Raw genomic sequence first — 17779 nt, forward strand, 5'->3', positions numbered from 1 at the left:
ATAGCGCCACTGTGTAAGCCTTAGTAAGAAGGGTAAAAGACTGCACCCAGCACAATCATCATCAAGGTTCACCACCATCAAGTCGTCCCATATTCAGGCTCAACCCTAAACTGGGCATCTACTAGGTCTCATTTTATTAAAAAACGAGCGAGATCTGACGCATTAATTTTCACGACGGAATAAAACAAAATAAACGCGAGAAAAGCATCACGACCTACAACAAGCAAGCGGAGGGGTAACAGAGCAAGTACCAAGCAGGATAAAATCTGTGCAGCATGATTTTTCATCTAATACAAACACAGGGCACAAACAACCAGCCCACCGCAATATCACCTAAATAGCCCAAGGCCAGCAGTTCTTCAGCACCTTAGTCACGCCAGAAAATCATGTTCACAACACTTAAAAACAAACAGCCAAACCCCTTGAGAGATTTGGCTGTTTGTTTAATACATAGCTTACTCTGAGCGGGTAGCCCTATATCTATCTCCTGCCCATTAGGAAAACAGTCGGTTGAGAAGCCTCAACATCAGCAACCTCCTAGATGAAAGTGCCGCAACCACGGAAAGACAATGCACAACCTTAAATAACGTTAATAATAGTCAGACACATAGCTTGCAGAATTCAAGAAGACCTTTTGTGAAAAATACTCTTCGACTGGTTTTGCTGCGCGCGCCATAACGCGAAAACTAACTTCACCATTCGGCAATACCGCAACGCCATAAGCAGTATCTGACATGGTATCGATCATGACACCCTCTTTATTGTAAAACCGCACCTCGATTTTAAAGCTTTCCCAAGAATAGTCCGTATTGTTTTTAATAATGCCAATAACCACAGCATTAAATTTACTCTTGCACTCGCCACACTCGCTAAAGCTCATTTCTGACGAGGTCACAACAACGTCTTTGGTATGCACGCTAAAGCTAGGCGGAGGCGTATACTGCTTATTTTTGTTCCCAGACGAAAACAACATAGTGAACGAAAATATCGCCGTAAAAATAACAATTAAGGGTATGTATTGCTTGAGCATCGCCTTAGTATTTTGAGCACTTTTACAATGCGGGCAATAGTGCGCATTTTTTGAAATCAAACTATCGCATTTTTTACAATTCACTTCGTCAGCCATCACTATCTCCATATAAATTTTTATTGAATAAAACCGAAAAAACTGATTTAGACACCACCGCACTCGGGCCGCAAGAACCTTTAGCCAATTGCACTTATTATTCGAAATTACCTAGCAATAAACCTAATTACTGAATTTCTTTTATTTGCCTTACGATTTTTTGAACCTCTTCATATCCCTCTACCGCATCACTCCGAGTGATGCAAAAAAGCCAAATATTTTCGCTGTGTTGCCAGGAGTAGTATTTTGAGTACCAAATATACCCATCTCCCTGCTCCTCCATGTACAGTGTCTGTATTTCAACCCCTGCAGTAAAGTACGACAGAAATTCTACTTTTATAAAACCGTCAATTTCGGTTCTAAATGTTTTTAATGAAAAACCATCTGGGCGATATAGCGCAATAATATAGAAGCAAGTTCCTGACAAAGAATTCCTACGTACAGTTGAGAGCGCAGTCAACAGCACTTTGTCTTCATTTAACTCCGATGGCATATCCTCATCAAAAGCCTGATGCCGCTCAGGAAATTCTAATTTACTGGTTCTATTACCCCAAAAACGAAACCGCCAAGTTTCGGGGAAGTCAATTTTTATATTGAAATGTGAATTTACATATTGACTCATAAAGACCTAACCTCCCTAACACTTCAACGCTTTAATACCTCAAGACTCTAATAACAGACCGACTCTACGTCAAATCCAAAACTTATTCCATAGGAGGATCTAGCGCCCCTAAAAAGCGATGGCACAAAAAAAGGCCTTTGCATGTAGTCTCCACGCAAAGGCCTTTTTATAGTGAATATTAATCACCACCAAAAACCACACTTCACACTAAGGTAAATCAAACACCAGCGCCTGCACATTCGCCTGTGCTTTAAACATTATGCTACTGAGCTTTTCCAACTTGGCGCCATCGCCCGGCTTGAGTGTTTCGCCGTTTAGCTGCAATTCGCCCGCAATTAAATGCACATAGGTTTTGCGATGCAGCTTGGTGCTGTAGTCGAGCGTTTTACCTGCGGCTAAAAATAATTGATATAAATTGGCATCTTGTTTTATATCCAAACTGCCGTCTTTGCCATTGGGGCTGGCGACAAGCGTTAAGCCTTGTTCGTTGCCAAAGGCTTTTTGTTGATAGCCCGGCGTGCGTCCGTAAACATTAGGCTGAATCCAAATTTGTAAAAAGTGCAGTGGTTTAGTAGGCGATGGGTTAAATTCGCTGTGGCGAATGCCGCTACCTGCCGACATTAACTGAAACTCTCCGGGCGGTAAGGTCGCTACATTACCTTGACTGTCTTTGTGGGCAATTTCACCTTCCAGCACATAGCTAATAATTTCCATGTCGCGATGGCCGTGAGTATCAAAACCCGTGTCGGGTGCCACGCGATCGTCGTTGATCACGCGCAGGGCGGAGAAGCCCATTTGCGCTTCATCGTAGTAACTGCCGAACGAAAAAGTATGTTTGCTCTTTAACCAGCCAAAATCGGCACCGCCGCGTTGGTTTGCTTTTCTGATGCTAATCATAAGTACCTCGCTGGCGGCGCGCGGCCGCCTTTAACTATTGGGTTTAGGGGGACGATTACTTCTTCTATTAATGGGCGATACGACTATCGATACTGATGCGACCCGCACCGGAAATCAGCAGCGATACTGCACCCGCTAACAGCGCCAAACCAAACTCGTAACCGTTGTTACTCATAAACAAACCATTGTTGATGTGCACCGACAGTATCGCGACCACCATAGTTACTGCCAGCACCAGCGCCGCAGGGCGCGTCAGCAAACCGAGAACCAACAATAAACCGCCAAAAAACTCCGCCGAACCTGACAGCGCCGCCAACAAAACACCCGGTTCTAAACCTATAGACGCCATCCACTGACCGGTACCTTCAAGGCCGTAACCACCAAACCAGCCAAACAATTTTTGCGCGCCGTGGGCGGCGAAGATAATGCCCAAAGGCAAGCGCAGCGCCAAAGGTGAAAAACTGTTAGAGGTGCGAAAAACCTGTTTGATAATACTCATGATCAACTCCTAAAAATGATAAAGACAAGGTGGATGGGTTAGTTGGGCGCTGTGCTTTCGCGCTGCGCCTCACTTGTTGGTCACTTTAGGCTTGTAGTCGCCGCTAAAAAAGCGGAAGATTTTGAGCCGTTAGTTCAAATTATTTGAACTAACAAGAAAGGAGCTGTTATGCATCACGCCATCACCCTTGAAGCCCTTAGAGTGCTTGATACGATTGACCGAAAAAGCAGTTTTGGGGCAGCGGCGGAAGCTCTGTTCAAGGTGCCCTCGGCGCTTTCTTACACTATCCAAAAGTTAGAATCTGATCTTGAGATCAATCTTTTTGATCGGAGCAAACAACGAGCACAACTCACCGCCGCTGGCCGCTTATTGTTGGAGCAAGGGCGCAGCCTGCTGCAGGCCGCAAGTGCGCTAGAGGAAGCGGTACAGCAATTGGAGTCTGGCTGGGAAACACAATTGCGCATTGCCAAGGACACTATTTTGCCGCTGGCCCCGCTGCTCACCCAGATTCACAGTTTCAATCAACTTGATAAACGGGTTGCCATTAGCATTAGCGAAGAAGTCTTAGGGGGCACTTGGGATGCACTGCTCAATGAACGCTGTGATTTGGCACTCGGTGCAGCGGGAGAATTACCCAAGGGGTTACTAGAAGTTCGCCCTATGGGCGAGGTTGAGTTTGTGTTTGCCGTCGCGCCCAAACACCCTCTACGTTTTCATCAGGGGCCGGTAGATGCCGCCGCAATTCAAGCTTTTCCCACCATAGTCGTCGCCGACTCCTCCATGAGCAGCCCAGGGCGTTCATCGGGTTTATTAGAGAGCCGCCAAATTATTCGCGTGGCCGATGCCCAGGCCAAGATACTCGCGCAAAAAATGGGGGTAGGTGTGGGGTTTGTGCCTAAGCATCTCATTAAACAGGAGCTGGCTCAGGGAGAGCTTATCGCGCTGGACTGCAGCGTGTTGCGCCCGCGCGTGCCGCTCTACATGGCATGGCGCAAAAGCGATCAAGGCAAAGCGCTCAATTGGTTTGCCCAGGCCTGTGCACTGGTGAATTGGCTTTAATTCTATGACGCAGGCAACAGCTTGGCCGCCAGAGCAATAATCACCCCATAACGCAGCGCCTTGCCCAGGCCGACCAAGAGTAAAAACAAACCAAAGTGCACGCGCATAACACCCGCTAATAGTGTGAGTGGATCGCCCACAATGGGCAGCCACGCGAAGAGTAATGACACCTTACCGTAACGCAGAAAATGATCTTGGGCGCGCGCTAAAGCAGCGGGCTTAATGGGAAACCAGGCGCGATCTTGCCAGCGCAGCAGTTGCCGCCCTAGATACCAATTCACGCAGGAACCCAGAATATTACCGCTGGTTGCGGCCAACCAAAGCAGCCAAAGCCCGTAGCCTTGATAAATAAGCGTTGCCAGCAAGGCCTCTGACGACAAAGGGAAAAGTGTGGCGGCGATAAAAGCCGTCAAAAATAGCGAGAGATAAACCACAGCGATGCACTCAAAAAGTGAATGTCAGACTAGCGCGCCTTAGGTCGCCACAAAACCAAACCGACACCACCTAAAATAGCGCAGGACGCGAGCAGCAATTGCAGGCTCATCAACTCGCCCAAAAATAACACGCCGCCCAAGGCCGCTAACATGGGAACGGTGAGTTGCAAACTAGCCGCTTGCGTCGCCGATAAACTCGGCAGTGCGCTGTACCAAAGTGCATAGCCAAGGCCCGAGGTAATTGCACCCGATAAAATGGCATAAACCCAACCCAGCTCATCAAAACGAGCCTGCGCTAAATAGTAAAAACTTAGGCAAAGAGCAAAGGGAATTGCACGTAAGAAATTGCCTGCCGTAACCAAGGTTGGATCCCTAGCAGTCTTACCCTGCTTGCCAAGTTGCCTCCCATAAAGTGAATAGACCCCCCAAGCAATACCTGCGGCCACCATCAAGAGCGAACTATTCAGCGAGTGCTGCGTGCCCGCAGCTGCTGCGGAAATCTGCGCAGAAGATTGAGATCCCCCAAACTGAAATAAAGTCGTCAAGTCTGCAGATGGCACCAATAAAATAACCAAGCCCACTAGCGCCAATATTAACCCCAGTATTTGCAGCCACACCAAACGCGCACCGCACCACAGGTCGTAACCAATCATAGTGGCCTGCACACAGCCAAATAAAATTAAGGCGCCCGCTGCGGTGGGCAATTCTATATAGGCAAATGAAAAGCCTGCGGCATACACAAACAGCGCTATGGCCGACCACCAACTTCCCGCCTTGAATACCTGTGTATCGAACCTAGCTGCACCCGCGACAAGATGGCGCACCCAAACGATTAGCCATAACACCAAGGCACCAGAGACTATACGCAAGCTGGTAAAACTCGCGGCGTCTAGACTGGTTTCGCGCAGCGCCAAACGGCAGAGCACTGAGTTGCCCGCAAAGGCCAACAGGGCGGCGCAGGTAAGTAATATTAAACGCATAGTAGAGAGGGACTCATGAAGAGGCGTGAGGGGAAACGGCAGTAAAACAGTACACTCAACAAGCACAGCCCTTGCCAGAAAAACTGCATCTTACTGAGCGATTCCCAAAAAACTGAGCGACAAAAAAAATGCGCAGCGCGCGAAACCTAAACGAGCCCACCACACCTAGCAGTATGCAAAAAAAATCAAACTACAATTGCGAGTGATTGAACCTAAACTTCAGCCTGTTTTTGAACACAGCGCCAACACAGATAATTCTCCAACAACCTGCTAGCAGTATTTACACTCTGCACACCTACCATCAGTGCGCATTACATTTCCCGATTAGCCAGATGGTCCACCGCAAAACACTCGACCAGTTCTCCCGGCTCCAAAGTCCCTATACCTTTTTTAAGGGCGACACTGCGCGGCATGAAATTAAACAGATTGCTGCGCTCAGCATAATGACGCACACGATGGCTCACTAGTACTTCACCTGGCTCGGCTGCCGCTTCCATACGCGCAGCCATGCTCACAGCTGTGCCTTCTAAGTCAGGTACATTGGTGATTTCATTGTGGACGACCTGCACTTCACCCAGCTCTACGCCAATGCGCAATTGAAAATCCGCTGCGTTAAGTACGTCGCGGAGCATGCACGCGCAGGACAAACCCGCCGTGGCATTTTTAAAGGTGACGCGCAATGAATCGCCTTCCATATTGGGATGATCCGCGCCCCACTTATTGAGCACAGGCTTAACTAAACCGCGAAACAGTGAGAGCTTTTCGGAAAGCTCCGCATCCGTCCAGGTGGAAAAGCCTTTTAAATCCATAAACAGAATGGTGAGGTTGCGGGTTTGGTCTTTTTCATGATCTACCGCCAACTCCAATAAACGCGGCCAAAACTCTTCGCGTATCGCCCCAATTTTTTCTTTGAGCTGCAAGTGCATTTGGGTATTGGAGCGCAACATAAGCTGCGCTAACTGAATACGCTCAGCCTCAACTTGCAGCGCCTGTTTTAACTCGCTGGGGTTGTGGGTGCCAATTTCTTCCACGGCAATTTTCACCAGAGCGCCGCCGGCAACATCGCTAATACTTTTAAGGCGCAAAATAATGCCCCAATGCACCGCTGCAAGGTGCTCGATAAAAATGGGGAGCGTCGCCAATTCATGGTCCGACAACCGGTAAGGGTAGCGCAACTCAATGCTCAAGGCCTCGGCGAAAATGCGCTCAAACTCATGGGGTAAATACACAGTGCGCTCTTTGCCCGCCTCATCCCAAAACGCGTATTCACACTGAATACCCACGAGGCGCCACTGGCTAGTTTGAACATTCCACAACTTAGCGCCGGTAATTTCCGCACGTGTAAATTTACTCTGGATGATGGTGGCGCCGCGCAGGTCGATATTGGTGAGATGCGCGCCGCTGAAGTCAGTTTTAGTCGCATCTGCACCGCTAAGATTGGCACTACTAAGATTCGCCTGTTTAAAACTCGCGCCAGTTAACTTAGCATTATGCAGGCGCGCACCGGCCAGCCGGCAGCCATTAAATATGGCGCCCGTCAAATTGGCACCAGTGAAATTCACGCCTTCAAGGTTACTGTTACTAAAATCCAGATGAGCCAGTGATTGACCGCTGAGCTGGCTGCGCGCAAGCGAGATATTGCGCAACACCAAGCCGGTCATGTCGATGCCCTTAAAATTGATATCTTCTAATTTGGTATTGCGGGTGACCACCGTAAGCAGATTGGCGCCTTGCAGAATAGAGCCGCTCAAGTCGCAATCAATGAGGCGCGCGGCGATGAGCTTAGCCTGGGTGAAATCATTATTCCCCATAAAGGCGCCTTCCAAATTCGCGGAAATGAGATCCGCCTGGCGCAGGCTGCAGTGGCGAAAGCAGGCATTGCGCAGTGACAGTTTGGAAAAATCAAAACCATCCAAATTCATATTGCTCAACTGCAATCCGTCTAGAATCAATTCCTGCGGGGTAAACCCCTTGCGCCACTTATTCCAAGATGCAGCGCCTTTGTTGAGCTCAATTAAGATCCATTCCACATCGATCATGTCTATATCCAACGTTCATAGTGCGGGGTGAAGCGCGCCGCTTAGGTAGATTCATCTGCCAAATGGCGCAAACCTGCAGACTATAAGGGGCTTGTCGCCAAGAGTGAAGTAAACAAATGTATAGGGCCAGGCTATGACGCCTTAATTTGCAAACTTGAGCACTGCTGGCGATATTGTCGATACTCATCATGCCCGCTTAATCTGTAGATTAGGCGTCAAAAGCCGCAATTTGCGTAAACTGGGGCGACGCTACCCTAGGAAATAGTGACTATGGCAGAAGATACAAAACAAGCACCACTTCAGCATCTTCAAATATCAATAAGAGTACTCACTATGTTCACATCCTCTCGCGCAGCGCAGCGACTGCTCGCCCTCACGGCAGTATTAGCCGCACTTTTGATCAGCCCCAACCTTTGGGCCAAACCCTATAAAGGTGCCGAAATCTACTCCAACCAAAGCTATCTTTATGGGCGCTTTGAGATGCGTATGCGCGTGGCCAAAGCCAGCGGCGTGCTCTCTACCTTTTTTACTTACAAGAATGGGTCGGAGGTAGGTAACACCTTTTGGGAGGAAATCGATATTGAGGTTTTTGGTAAAAACAATGCGACCCAGTGGCAGAGCAATATTATTCTCGGCAGCCAGCGCCCTACATTGATGAGCGATGCGGTGCACAGTGCCGACACCTCGCTCGGCGATGCCTATCATATCTACGTGTTGGAATGGACGCCCAACTATGTCTCTTGGTTGTTAGACGGCAAAGAAGTGCGCCGCATTGAAGGCGGTAGCACCGTGACTAGCCTCGCCAATGCTGAATCGCTGCGTTTTAATATCTGGGCATCGGAGTCAGTCAGTTGGGCCGGCGCTTGGGAGCCAGCCGCACTGCCCGTTTATCAATTTGTGGATTACTTCATCTACCAGCCCTATAACGCCACCACCAAAAGCTTCGGCACAGGTTGGCGCGATGATTTTAATAGCTTTGACAGCACCCGCTGGAGCAAAGCTAACTGGACCTTTGACGGCAACCGCGTTGATTTCGCCCCTGAAAATGCGCTCGTAAAAGAGGGCATATTGGTGTTGACCCTTACGGCTGAAAATGCCACTGGCTTTAGCGGCGATCTGCCCAAAGATACAAGCAGCACAGCAAGTTCAGCCGCTCTCAGTTCCAGTGCGCAAAGCTCTAGCGTTCAAAGCTCTACCCCCAAGAGCGTGGCGGCGAGCAGTCTTGCTGCGAGCCTGCCAGCCACCAGTACAGCCACTCTTTCCAGCCCAGCTAGCAGTGCAGCCAGCACGACTACACCCGCAAAAAGTGGCGGCGGCGGCGTGTTTAGCCTCGGCCTATTAAGCCTGCTGATGAGTTTGCTGCTCGTGTCGCCTAGATCGGCCAGACACCTCCCGTAAAAACACCGGAAGCTAAAATAGACGTCAATTCCACCTTAAAATAGGCCCCAGCTTAAGCAATCTGCGCAAACTGGGGCGCTGCACCGCGCAAAACTGAGAACTATAGACCCAAGGAGATAGCCCTTAGATCTCTGTAACCCGAGTCGACAATAATCATAAGGTACTCAGCTATGCAAAACGTCAAACGTATTATGCAATGGGGGCTCATCCTCGCCGTTGGTTTAGGTGGTATTTGCAGCCTCAGCGCAAACGCCAAGCCCTATAAAGCCGCGGAAATTTACAGCAAACAAACTTACAAATACGGTCGCTATGAAATGCGCATGCGCGTCGCCAAAGGCAGCGGCGTGCTATCTACTTTCTTCACTTACAAAAATGGCTCTGAGCAAGCGGGCACTTTTTGGGAGGAGATTGATATAGAGATCTTTGGCAAAAACAACGCCACTCAATGGCAGAGCAACGTCATTATCGGCACCAATCCCAACCTCACCCGTACCGAAGGCGTGCATACCGCCGCCACCTCGCTCGGTGATGCCTACCACACCTATGTGCTGGAATGGACCCCCAACTACGTTGCGTGGTTTGTGGATGGCACGCAGATTAGACGCATTAATGGCGGCCAGTTTGTGACCAACTTAACCAATCCACAGGACCTGCGCTTTAACCTCTGGGCAGCCAATATTGCCGAATGGGTTGGTCCTTGGAATGACAACATACTGCCGGTGTATCAATTCGTAAATTATGTTCAGTACCAACCTTATGTAGCATCCAGCAATAGCTTTGGTACTGGCTGGCGCGATGATTTCAACAGCTTTGACACCAACCGCTGGAGTAAAGCCAACTGGACTTTCAACGAAAACCGTGCGGATTTTGAACCCAATAATGTAGTCGTAAAAAATGGCACTCTGATCCTCGCGCTCACCCGCGAAGGACAAACTGGCTATGGTGGCACGCCACCTGTTGACGGAACTACACCACCCGTTAATAGCGGCAGTGCGCCGAGTGTATTTATTGAAGCCGAAAGTTTTAATCAGGTAGGCGGTAATGTAACTGTGGCCAATGGCGTTGTCGGCTACATAGATGCGGGTGAGTGGTTTAAGTACACCAATGTCAATATTCCCCAAACCGGCACTTATAAAGTTGAATACCGTGTTGCCTCTGCGATCAATACCGCGCAGTTCACACTCGATAGAGATGGCGTAGGCTTAGGTACAATCAGCGTACCTAACACCGGTGGTTGGGGTAACTACAGTGTTATATCCCATAATATTTATTTGAATGCGGGCAGCCAGAATTTGGCGATTTACGCCAACAGCGGCGGCTTTAATATCGACTGGATTAAACTGACTAAAATTTAAGTAGCGTCGTTTTAGTCACAAAAAATCCTCAATAACAATTAGGCCGAGTGCAAATTTGCGCTCGGCCTAATTGTATTTGTTACCCTCTTTTTTACGCCATAGCAACGACACAACAACACAGCGAAACAACTAGGTTTCAAACCTTAGTTACGACTGTTTACGAAACTCTGCCGCCGACACGCCCACATAGCGCTTGAAAAAACGATTAAACGACGACTTAGAATTAAAACCACTTTCAAGCAGAATATCCAAAATAGTCATATGCGCATATACCGGGTCACGCAGCATAAGCTTGGCGCGCGCCACACGATATTGATTAACATACTCATAAAAATTGGTATTGAACTGTTTATTAATAATGTTCGATACCTCGCGATAGTGCACACCAATTTGCCGCGCAAACTCCTCGATATTTAAATTAGCCTGTAAATAAATTTCCTGCTGTTCCATGCCTTGGCGAATTTTTTCCACCACTTCCGGTGCAGGCGCGGGCGACGCGCTATTTTCTTTAGGGTCTGGCGCGCTATTGGAATGTTTATCTTCTGTTTGAGCCGGCGCTTGCTGCGCCACCAATAGCTGATGAGCATGAGCGAGGCTATGGAAGAACAGCGCGTTCACCAACAGGAATGTCAGGTAATTATCAAGAATACCAAAGCTATCGGTCATATTTTGCGTAAATAGCTCGCTACTCACATGCACCAACAGCGACCAGAGCCAATTAAGTGCAAAGCCGAGTGTGAGCACCTTGAGCCAGAGTGGCCCCTGAAATTGATAATCGGAATAATAATTTTTAAGCTGCGCCTGATACCGAAACACAACGGCAACAGTAGCCAGCGCATAAAATGCAGGAAAATATTTTAAAAGATCCCACAACCACACCAAATGACGAATAGCCGCATCATCCCCTAGCTGCATAAAACGCATCTGGCTAGCACCCACACCGTCAAGCGTCACTAAAATACAATAGGCCGTAAATGGCAGTACATGGGGTAGATATTGTCTCGTCGAAAATGTGAGCCGGCCGGTGAGCGCCAATACATAAAAATAGAGCAGAGGGCCTTTGCCTAATTGTTCAAGGCCAAGTAAATAAGGCAAGAGCATACCCATGAGCGAGCCCTGCAGCGGAATATAATCATTCCATAACAGTAAGCGGCCAAGTGCGCCCAAGCCTATACAGATAAAAAAGCCACCCAAAAAATAATGTGCCAGCGGTTTTTGTTTCGATAACAACCATTGAAACACCGCGAGCAATAAGGCTACGGCAATGGTTAATAACAATATGACATCGTGAAGATTAAATAGCGGTGTTTTCATGGGATATTAGCGCATTTGATTTATACATTATTAGAAAGGCTAATCGAGCCAATGGATATTAAAGTCTAGCAGGCTACTGAAAAACTATCTGCGCTGTCGTTACCACGTTAAAAAACAGACTAAAAATACACATTTATTTCAATCAAGGTCGCTGTTGTGCAACGCAGTGAAACAATAAATGATTGAAGAAGAAATTGACCGAATCAAAAAAGAAAAAGGCGATGTATGTTGTGATGACATACACCGCCTTTACTGATACTCAATAAAAATTTTACCTTAACGCCCGTTTATTTTTTCTCTTGTAGCTGACGACGCATAGCGGTAATGACAGGCACCACTTCAGGGCGCATGTGCCGCCACAGATAGAAAGATTCTGCCGCTTGGCCAACCAACATTCCCAAACCATCGGCCCAAGCGCTGGCACCATGCTGTTCCGCCCAGGTTAAAAACGGTGTTGTCTCGGCGCCATAGATCATGTCGTAACAGCACGCATTATGTGCAAGCAGGTCATCCGGCAGCGGCGGCAACTCGCCCTGCCAGCCACCGGAAGTGGCGTTAATGACCAAATCATACTGACCACTCAAGCCGTCATAGCCACAGGCCTGTACATGGCCAAGATCTTGAAACAACTGCGCCAATTCTTCGGCCTTAGCTTGAGTGCGATTAACTATCACTAGCTGCGCGGGATGCTCTTCCAGTAGCGGCTGCAATACCCCGCGCACTGCACCGCCCGCGCCGAGAATGAGAATACGCTTATCGCGCAATTCCCAGCCGAGATTGTGCATGTCATGCACCATTCCAATTCCGTCGGTATTATCGCCCAATATGGTGCCATCTTCTGCCATCGCAAGGGTATTTACCGCACTGGCACGCTCTGCCCGTGGCGTACGCTTATGGGCGAAGGCGAAGGCATCCTGCTTAAACGGCGCCGTGATATTCATGCCGCGCCCTCCCTGAGCAAAAAACGTTTCGGCGGCTTGGGCAAAACCACCCAACTCCACCAGCTGCTTGTTGTAGTGCATGTCTTGGCCGGTCTGCTCGGCAAACTGGCGATGAATATTGGGAGACTTACTTTGGTTGATCGGGTTGCCAACAACGGCGTATTGATCTGTCATGCGCTATCCATTTAAATCATAAAGTTAGGTGCATTGAATACTTGTTGTACTAAACGAGTACGGCAACGCAGCCTAATAAACATTTATTTCACCCAATCGCGATGGGGTAAAAACGTTTCGTAAAGTGCCGCTTCGGCACTCCCTGCGGCTGGCTGCCAATTGTATTCCCAGCGCACGAGGGGTGGCAGCGACATTAAAATCGATTCAGTGCGCCCGCCCGTTTGCAAACCAAAGAGGGTGCCGCGGTCGTACACCAAATTGAACTCCACATAGCGGCCGCGTCGGTACAACTGAAAGTCGCGCTCACGCTCGCCGAAGAGGGTATTTTTACGCGCCGCCATTATAGGCTGATATGCGGGCACATAGCTGTCGCCTACCGCACGCATGAGCGCAAAGCTGTGGTCAAAGTCTTGGAGGTTATAGTCATCAAAAAATAAGCCCCCTACACCGCGCGCCTCATTGCGATGCTTGAGCATGAAATACTCATCGCACCAGTGTTTGAATTTAGGGTAAATCTCTGCGCCAAAAGGGTCGCAGGCATTTTTAGCCGTTTGGTGCCAGTGAACACAATCGGCCTCGTTGCCATAGTAAGGGGTGAGGTCGTAACCGCCGCCAAACCACCAAACGGGCTCGGCGCCGTCTTTTTCCGCGATAAAGAAGCGCACATTGGCGTGACTCGTTGGCACATAGGGGTTGTGCGGATGAATCACCAGGGACACGCCCATAGCTTCAAAAGCGCGTCCCGCTAATTCTGGGCGATGCGCCGTGGCCGACGCGGGCATTTGGGTGCCGTGAACATGCGAGAAGTTGACCCCACCTTTTTCAATGACTTTACCATTGACCAAAACCCGCGAGCGACCGCCGCCGCCCTCATCCCGCACCCAGCTATCTTCCACAAATTCTGCACCTCCGTCTTCAGCGCCCAGCGCTTGGCAAATGCGGTCTTGTAAGTTAAGCAAATAAGCCTTTACCGCGGCTTTATCGGGAGCAGAAACACTATTAATACGTTGCTGAGTCATAAGGAATTCCTTAACGCCCACAGAGGTGGGGCGAATCATGATGCTTGGGAGGGATTCTGGCACTCAGAGCCAGAGCTAGCCGCTTATTATAGTTTTATCGCCACAGCAGGCTTTGATTTAGTGCAAGCGAAAGACCTACACCGCCACGACAAATCCGTCTTCACCCTAAAAAATGACGCGTATCTTAACGGCTTTTAGCACGTGAAACCACGACTTAGCCGGGGCGCACCACACGCCCGCTAAGCAAATCGCGAATCTCTGAAGGGTTCGCCTGCTTGCCAACCTGCCCAGAGGTTATAGCTTCAAGCTCGCCACCAAAATAGCGCTGCACTTCATGGATAGTGCGCGCGGGGTTGCGCCCTTGCGGATTACAAGAGGTGGAAACCAGCGGCCCGCCAAAGGCGCGACACAAACCCGCCGCCACCGGATGCGCCGTAACACGCAGGGCAATAGTGGGAAATTGGCCGCTGAGCCAATAGGGGATCATGTCATTCACTGGCACCAGCCAGGTAACAGGACCGGGCCAAGTATTCTTCAGACGCTGGCGCTGTAAATCATCAAGATGGTAGATAAAAGGTTCTATCTGCGCCAAATCTGCCGCTATCACAATCAACCCTTTTTCTACAGGTCGATCCTTTAATTCCAGTATGCGGCCCACGGCCTCTTCGTCAAAAGGGTTACAACCCAAACCCCAAACAGCCTCTGTTGGATAGGCCACCACACCGCCTTGGCGAAGATGCTGTGCCGCAATGCGAATTCGTGGGTTAATTGACCAGTTTTGCATAGTGATGTCCCGCTGTGAAATTTCTTGGGGGAATCTACCCCAGCAGCCCCCCAAGCTCAACCCAATTAGGTACACATAATCCAAAAGGAGTCACTGCTCCTCAACGGCAAGCATTTCTTATGGATTTACCACTGGGAATATTCGCTCCGATAAAGGCGACCAAAACCCTGCAATTTCACCTATAGCCTGAGCGTCACCACTCCCCTAGCTAGATCGCTGATAACTACCTGATGACTGCTGAATCAAGCCTTTAATTTCCAACAGCATTAGCCCTGAAGAAACAGCACCTATATCCAGCGCGGTACGCGCTAGCAATTGCTCCATAGTAACGGGATCAAACCCTAAAGCATCAAGCAACTGCTGCTCAGCAGCATCAAGCTTGGCCAATACAGGGACTTGAGCTACCGCACTGCGCTGTAAATCTGTTAACTCTGCCCGCTTAAAATCCAGCATAGACTGCAGCTGATCCACTATATCCTGCGCCGTTTCCACCAGGGTCGCACCTTGGCGAATCAACTGATGACAGCCGCGCGCCAAGGGGTTGTGAATCGAACCGGGAATCGCAAACACCTCGCGATTATGCTGCAGCGCAAATGCAGCCGTAATTAAAGAACCACTTTTGAGCGCCGCCTCTACCACTAAAGTCCCGCAACTCAGACCGCTGATAATGCGATTGCGCTGAGGGAAATTGGCCGCCTGCGCACGCGTGCCCAAGGGAAATTCGCTCACCAGCGCACCGCCCGCCTCAACAATTTGCTGAGCTAAATATTTATGACGCGCGGGATACACCAAGTCGATGCCAGTGCCAACCACGGCGATAGTCTTGCCTTGTACCCCCAAGGCACCGCGATGAGCGGCGGCATCTACGCCCAACGCCAAACCACTGGTAATAGCAAAGCCAGACGCCGCCAAATAGGCGGCAAAGCGCTCCGCATTTTCCCCGCCACCAGCGCTAGGGTTGCGGCTGCCTACCATCGCAATTTGCGGCAAACTTAAAATACTGGGGTCGCCACGCACGAAGAGCACAGGTGGCGGCTTGGGAATCTCTTTGAGTAAATGGGGATAATCATCATCGTCAAAACCAACACAATACAACTCTTGCTGTGCCTCAATATAAGCACCATCAGCGGCTACTTGCAGACCGAGCGCACTGCCAACGGGGTCAATTTGATAGTCACGCAGGCACTGCAGCGCAGCAGCGCTGAGAAAAGGAGTTAATTCAGTTGTAGTTTTCGTGAGGACGGCACGGGCAGAACCAAAAGCATTCAGGAGTTTCCAGTAGCGAGCAGTGCCTGTATCAGGAAGGCGCAATAAAAGTAGACTTGCAGAGGTTGAAGCAGAGAGCATAAATCATCCTTGATTTATTAGTCCTCACCCACTGATGGGGTGAAGCCTAGTATTACTTAGGGATTACGTATTTTATCTTTCACTGCCAGTGCACGATCAGCTTCTAACACTATGGCAAAACTCATTTTCTCAAAGGTGCGGAACACCATCAACAAGCCCGCACGCTCATCCGGCAACTCCACAGTACCGCCGCCAATACGGTCACGCACCAGTTCGCCCGCCTTATAGATAGCGAGCACATTGCCAATTTGCAGGCCTTCGCGCTCACCGCGGTTAATCATAACCACATTCAGCTTACCCACCTGCGACACACCACCTTCCACGGCGATAATAGCGCCTTCAATCTCGCTATCAGGTGCACTGGGGTAGAAAGTTGAATCTACCGCACGATCTTCGCTCGGTAAAAGACGGTCACCAACGCGCACCTCTTCGTAACTGCGAATAATATCGATGGTGGCTATGTCGCCTTTGAGGCTGCCAACACTAACAGTACCTATGCCTTGTGCATGCACACCCAACAACTCTTTAGTAACGGGGTCGAAGTAAGCTTCACCCTTGCGGTACACACCATAGTTGTCATATTTAGCTGAGAAATCGCCCCGCGCATAAGCTGTATCGCCACCACCTACAATCAGGTGTTGCTGCTGGCCTGCGATCATATAGGGTGCACCTTCTAAGTCACCCGGCAACACGATACGACTGCGCGAGAGGAAGGCATCAATACGATCCAATGGAATCGAGCTAATCGCATCCTCTGTACTTTGCACACGAATACTCGGGCTGAGCTTGGTGGTGCCCGGCATCAGCTTGGTAGTGCGCTCTAAGGTCAAACGCGGCTCACCGTCTAAGTAGATAAGACGGATCAAATCGCCAGGGTAAATTAAATGGGGATTTTCAATCTGGGGATTCACATGCCAGATTTCAGGCCACATCCAAGGGCTATTGAGAAAGGTGCCGGAGATATCCCACAGGGTATCGCCTTTTTTCACCGTATATTCGTCGGGGTGGCCCGTTTTTAAAACGGAATTGTCAGCCCATGCAAATAGGCTGATGAACGATGCGGCTGCAATAGCCAGTAATATTTTTTTCATAGAAACCGATCCTGTTTTATTCGGTCCTGAGCCAGTTAGACGTATAATAGATTATTAAAGCCCATGCTGCTTCCGTTTTCACAGTATAAATCCTGTGCGATCATCATGTTAGCAGCGGTTATTACCTTTTTACTAGAAGTTTGTCACAAACACTATGGCCTTATTACCGATACTTGAGTTTCCAGACCCACGCCTGCGCACAGTTGCCAAACCCGTCGCAGAAGTCAACGATACTATACGCACCCTGGTAGACGACATGTTCGATACCATGTACGACGCTCCGGGCGTTGGCTTGGCTGCATCGCAAGTCAACGTTCACCTGCGCGTCGTGGTCATTGATGTCAGCGAAGACAATTCCCAGCCGCTGGTGTTTATCAACCCTGAAATCACCGTGCTCGATGACGCTCAGTACGAGCACGACGAAGGTTGCCTATCAGTACCCGGTTTTTACGAAACCGTGGTCCGCCCTGAACATATTCGCGTCGATGCCCTCGATCGCGACGGCAACCCATTTTCAATAGTGCCTGAAGGTCTGCTCGCTGTATGTATTCAGCACGAGCTAGACCACCTTAACGGCAAACTGTTTGTGGATCTCATTTCGCCGTTTAAGCGCACCCGCATTCGCGCCAAGCTCGAAAAGAAGCACAAAGCCGAAAAAGCTGACGCTCGCTAACACCCATTTGCTCTACCTCAAGGCGCT

17 protein-coding genes are annotated in these 17779 nt (G+C 49.5%); 4 read left to right on the forward strand and 13 right to left on the reverse strand.

Annotated features, from left to right (window positions below):
* Positions 1–589: 589 nt before the first annotated feature.
* The 4 genes from AC0KUT_RS19210 to AC0KUT_RS19225 all read right to left on the reverse strand — a co-directional run bounded on the left by AC0KUT_RS19210 (position 590) and on the right by AC0KUT_RS19225 (position 3144).
* Entirely contained in the window at positions 590–916 is a 327-nt protein-coding gene (locus tag AC0KUT_RS19210) for an FxLYD domain-containing protein (protein WP_488832075.1), read from the reverse strand.
* A gap of 337 nt (positions 917–1253) precedes the next feature.
* Complete coding sequence (locus tag AC0KUT_RS19215; RefSeq protein ID WP_488832076.1) at positions 1254–1748, reverse strand: hypothetical protein; 495 nt, start codon at positions 1746–1748, stop codon at positions 1254–1256.
* 207 nt (positions 1749–1955) lie between these two features.
* A complete protein-coding gene (locus AC0KUT_RS19220; RefSeq protein WP_488832078.1) occupies positions 1956–2645 on the reverse strand; it encodes a pirin family protein in 690 nt (229 codons plus the stop codon).
* Positions 2646–2712: 67 nt separating this feature from the next.
* Positions 2713–3144 (reverse strand): DoxX family protein, encoded by a 432-nt coding sequence (locus tag AC0KUT_RS19225; protein WP_488832080.1) that lies wholly within the window; start codon positions 3142–3144, stop codon positions 2713–2715.
* Positions 3145–3312: 168 nt separating this feature from the next.
* On the opposite strand from AC0KUT_RS19225, the gene AC0KUT_RS19230 reads away from it, so the two are divergent.
* Positions 3313–4203, forward strand: a complete 891-nt coding sequence (locus tag AC0KUT_RS19230) for a LysR substrate-binding domain-containing protein (protein WP_488832081.1) — start codon at positions 3313–3315, stop codon at positions 4201–4203.
* A 2-nt stretch (positions 4204–4205) separates the two neighbouring features.
* Here AC0KUT_RS19230 and AC0KUT_RS19235 read toward each other — a convergent pair whose 3' ends face one another.
* The 3 genes from AC0KUT_RS19235 to AC0KUT_RS19245 form a co-directional block, all read right to left on the reverse strand.
* Positions 4206–4637: a YqaA family protein gene (locus AC0KUT_RS19235; protein ID WP_488832082.1), complete on the reverse strand. Its 432-nt coding sequence runs from the start codon at positions 4635–4637 to the stop codon at positions 4206–4208.
* A 29-nt stretch (positions 4638–4666) separates the two neighbouring features.
* Positions 4667–5617 (reverse strand): DMT family transporter, encoded by a 951-nt coding sequence (locus tag AC0KUT_RS19240; RefSeq protein WP_488832083.1) that lies wholly within the window; start codon positions 5615–5617, stop codon positions 4667–4669.
* Positions 5618–5928: 311 nt separating this feature from the next.
* Entirely contained in the window at positions 5929–7656 is a 1728-nt protein-coding gene (locus AC0KUT_RS19245) for a pentapeptide repeat-containing protein (protein WP_488832084.1), read from the reverse strand.
* A gap of 333 nt (positions 7657–7989) precedes the next feature.
* Between AC0KUT_RS19245 and AC0KUT_RS19250 the strand changes: the two genes are divergently transcribed.
* Positions 7990–9054, forward strand: coding sequence for a family 16 glycosylhydrolase (locus tag AC0KUT_RS19250; protein ID WP_488832086.1), 1065 nt, complete (start codon positions 7990–7992; stop codon positions 9052–9054).
* A gap of 170 nt (positions 9055–9224) precedes the next feature.
* Positions 9225–10409, forward strand: a complete 1185-nt coding sequence (locus AC0KUT_RS19255) for a family 16 glycosylhydrolase (RefSeq protein ID WP_488832089.1) — start codon at positions 9225–9227, stop codon at positions 10407–10409.
* A 147-nt stretch (positions 10410–10556) separates the two neighbouring features.
* Here the strand turns inward: AC0KUT_RS19255 and AC0KUT_RS19260 are convergent, their stop codons facing one another.
* The 6 genes from AC0KUT_RS19260 to AC0KUT_RS19285 form a co-directional block, all read right to left on the reverse strand.
* Entirely contained in the window at positions 10557–11723 is a 1167-nt protein-coding gene (locus tag AC0KUT_RS19260) for a helix-turn-helix domain-containing protein (protein ID WP_488832090.1), read from the reverse strand.
* Positions 11724–12010: 287 nt separating this feature from the next.
* The gene (gene aroE, locus AC0KUT_RS19265) at positions 12011–12838 is read right to left on the reverse strand and encodes a shikimate dehydrogenase (protein WP_488832091.1); all 828 of its coding nucleotides are present in this window, start codon (positions 12836–12838) and stop codon (positions 12011–12013) included.
* Between the two features lie 83 nt (positions 12839–12921).
* Complete coding sequence (gene hemF / locus AC0KUT_RS19270) at positions 12922–13857, reverse strand: oxygen-dependent coproporphyrinogen oxidase (RefSeq protein ID WP_488832093.1); 936 nt, start codon at positions 13855–13857, stop codon at positions 12922–12924.
* A gap of 214 nt (positions 13858–14071) precedes the next feature.
* Positions 14072–14641 (reverse strand): L-threonylcarbamoyladenylate synthase type 1 TsaC, encoded by a 570-nt coding sequence (tsaC, locus tag AC0KUT_RS19275; RefSeq protein WP_488832094.1) that lies wholly within the window; start codon positions 14639–14641, stop codon positions 14072–14074.
* A gap of 204 nt (positions 14642–14845) precedes the next feature.
* On the reverse strand, positions 14846–15988 hold the full coding sequence (dprA, locus tag AC0KUT_RS19280; RefSeq protein ID WP_488832095.1) for a DNA-processing protein DprA: 1143 nt from the start codon (positions 15986–15988) through the stop codon (positions 14846–14848).
* 56 nt (positions 15989–16044) lie between these two features.
* On the reverse strand, positions 16045–17079 hold the full coding sequence (locus AC0KUT_RS19285; RefSeq protein WP_488832096.1) for a LysM peptidoglycan-binding domain-containing protein: 1035 nt from the start codon (positions 17077–17079) through the stop codon (positions 16045–16047).
* 154 nt (positions 17080–17233) lie between these two features.
* Between AC0KUT_RS19285 and def the strand changes: the two genes are divergently transcribed.
* Entirely contained in the window at positions 17234–17752 is a 519-nt protein-coding gene (def, locus tag AC0KUT_RS19290) for a peptide deformylase (RefSeq protein ID WP_488832097.1), read from the forward strand.
* The last annotated feature ends 27 nt before the right edge of the window (positions 17753–17779 follow it).

Source organism: Cellvibrio sp. 25HG11W-0 (assembly GCF_057815475.1).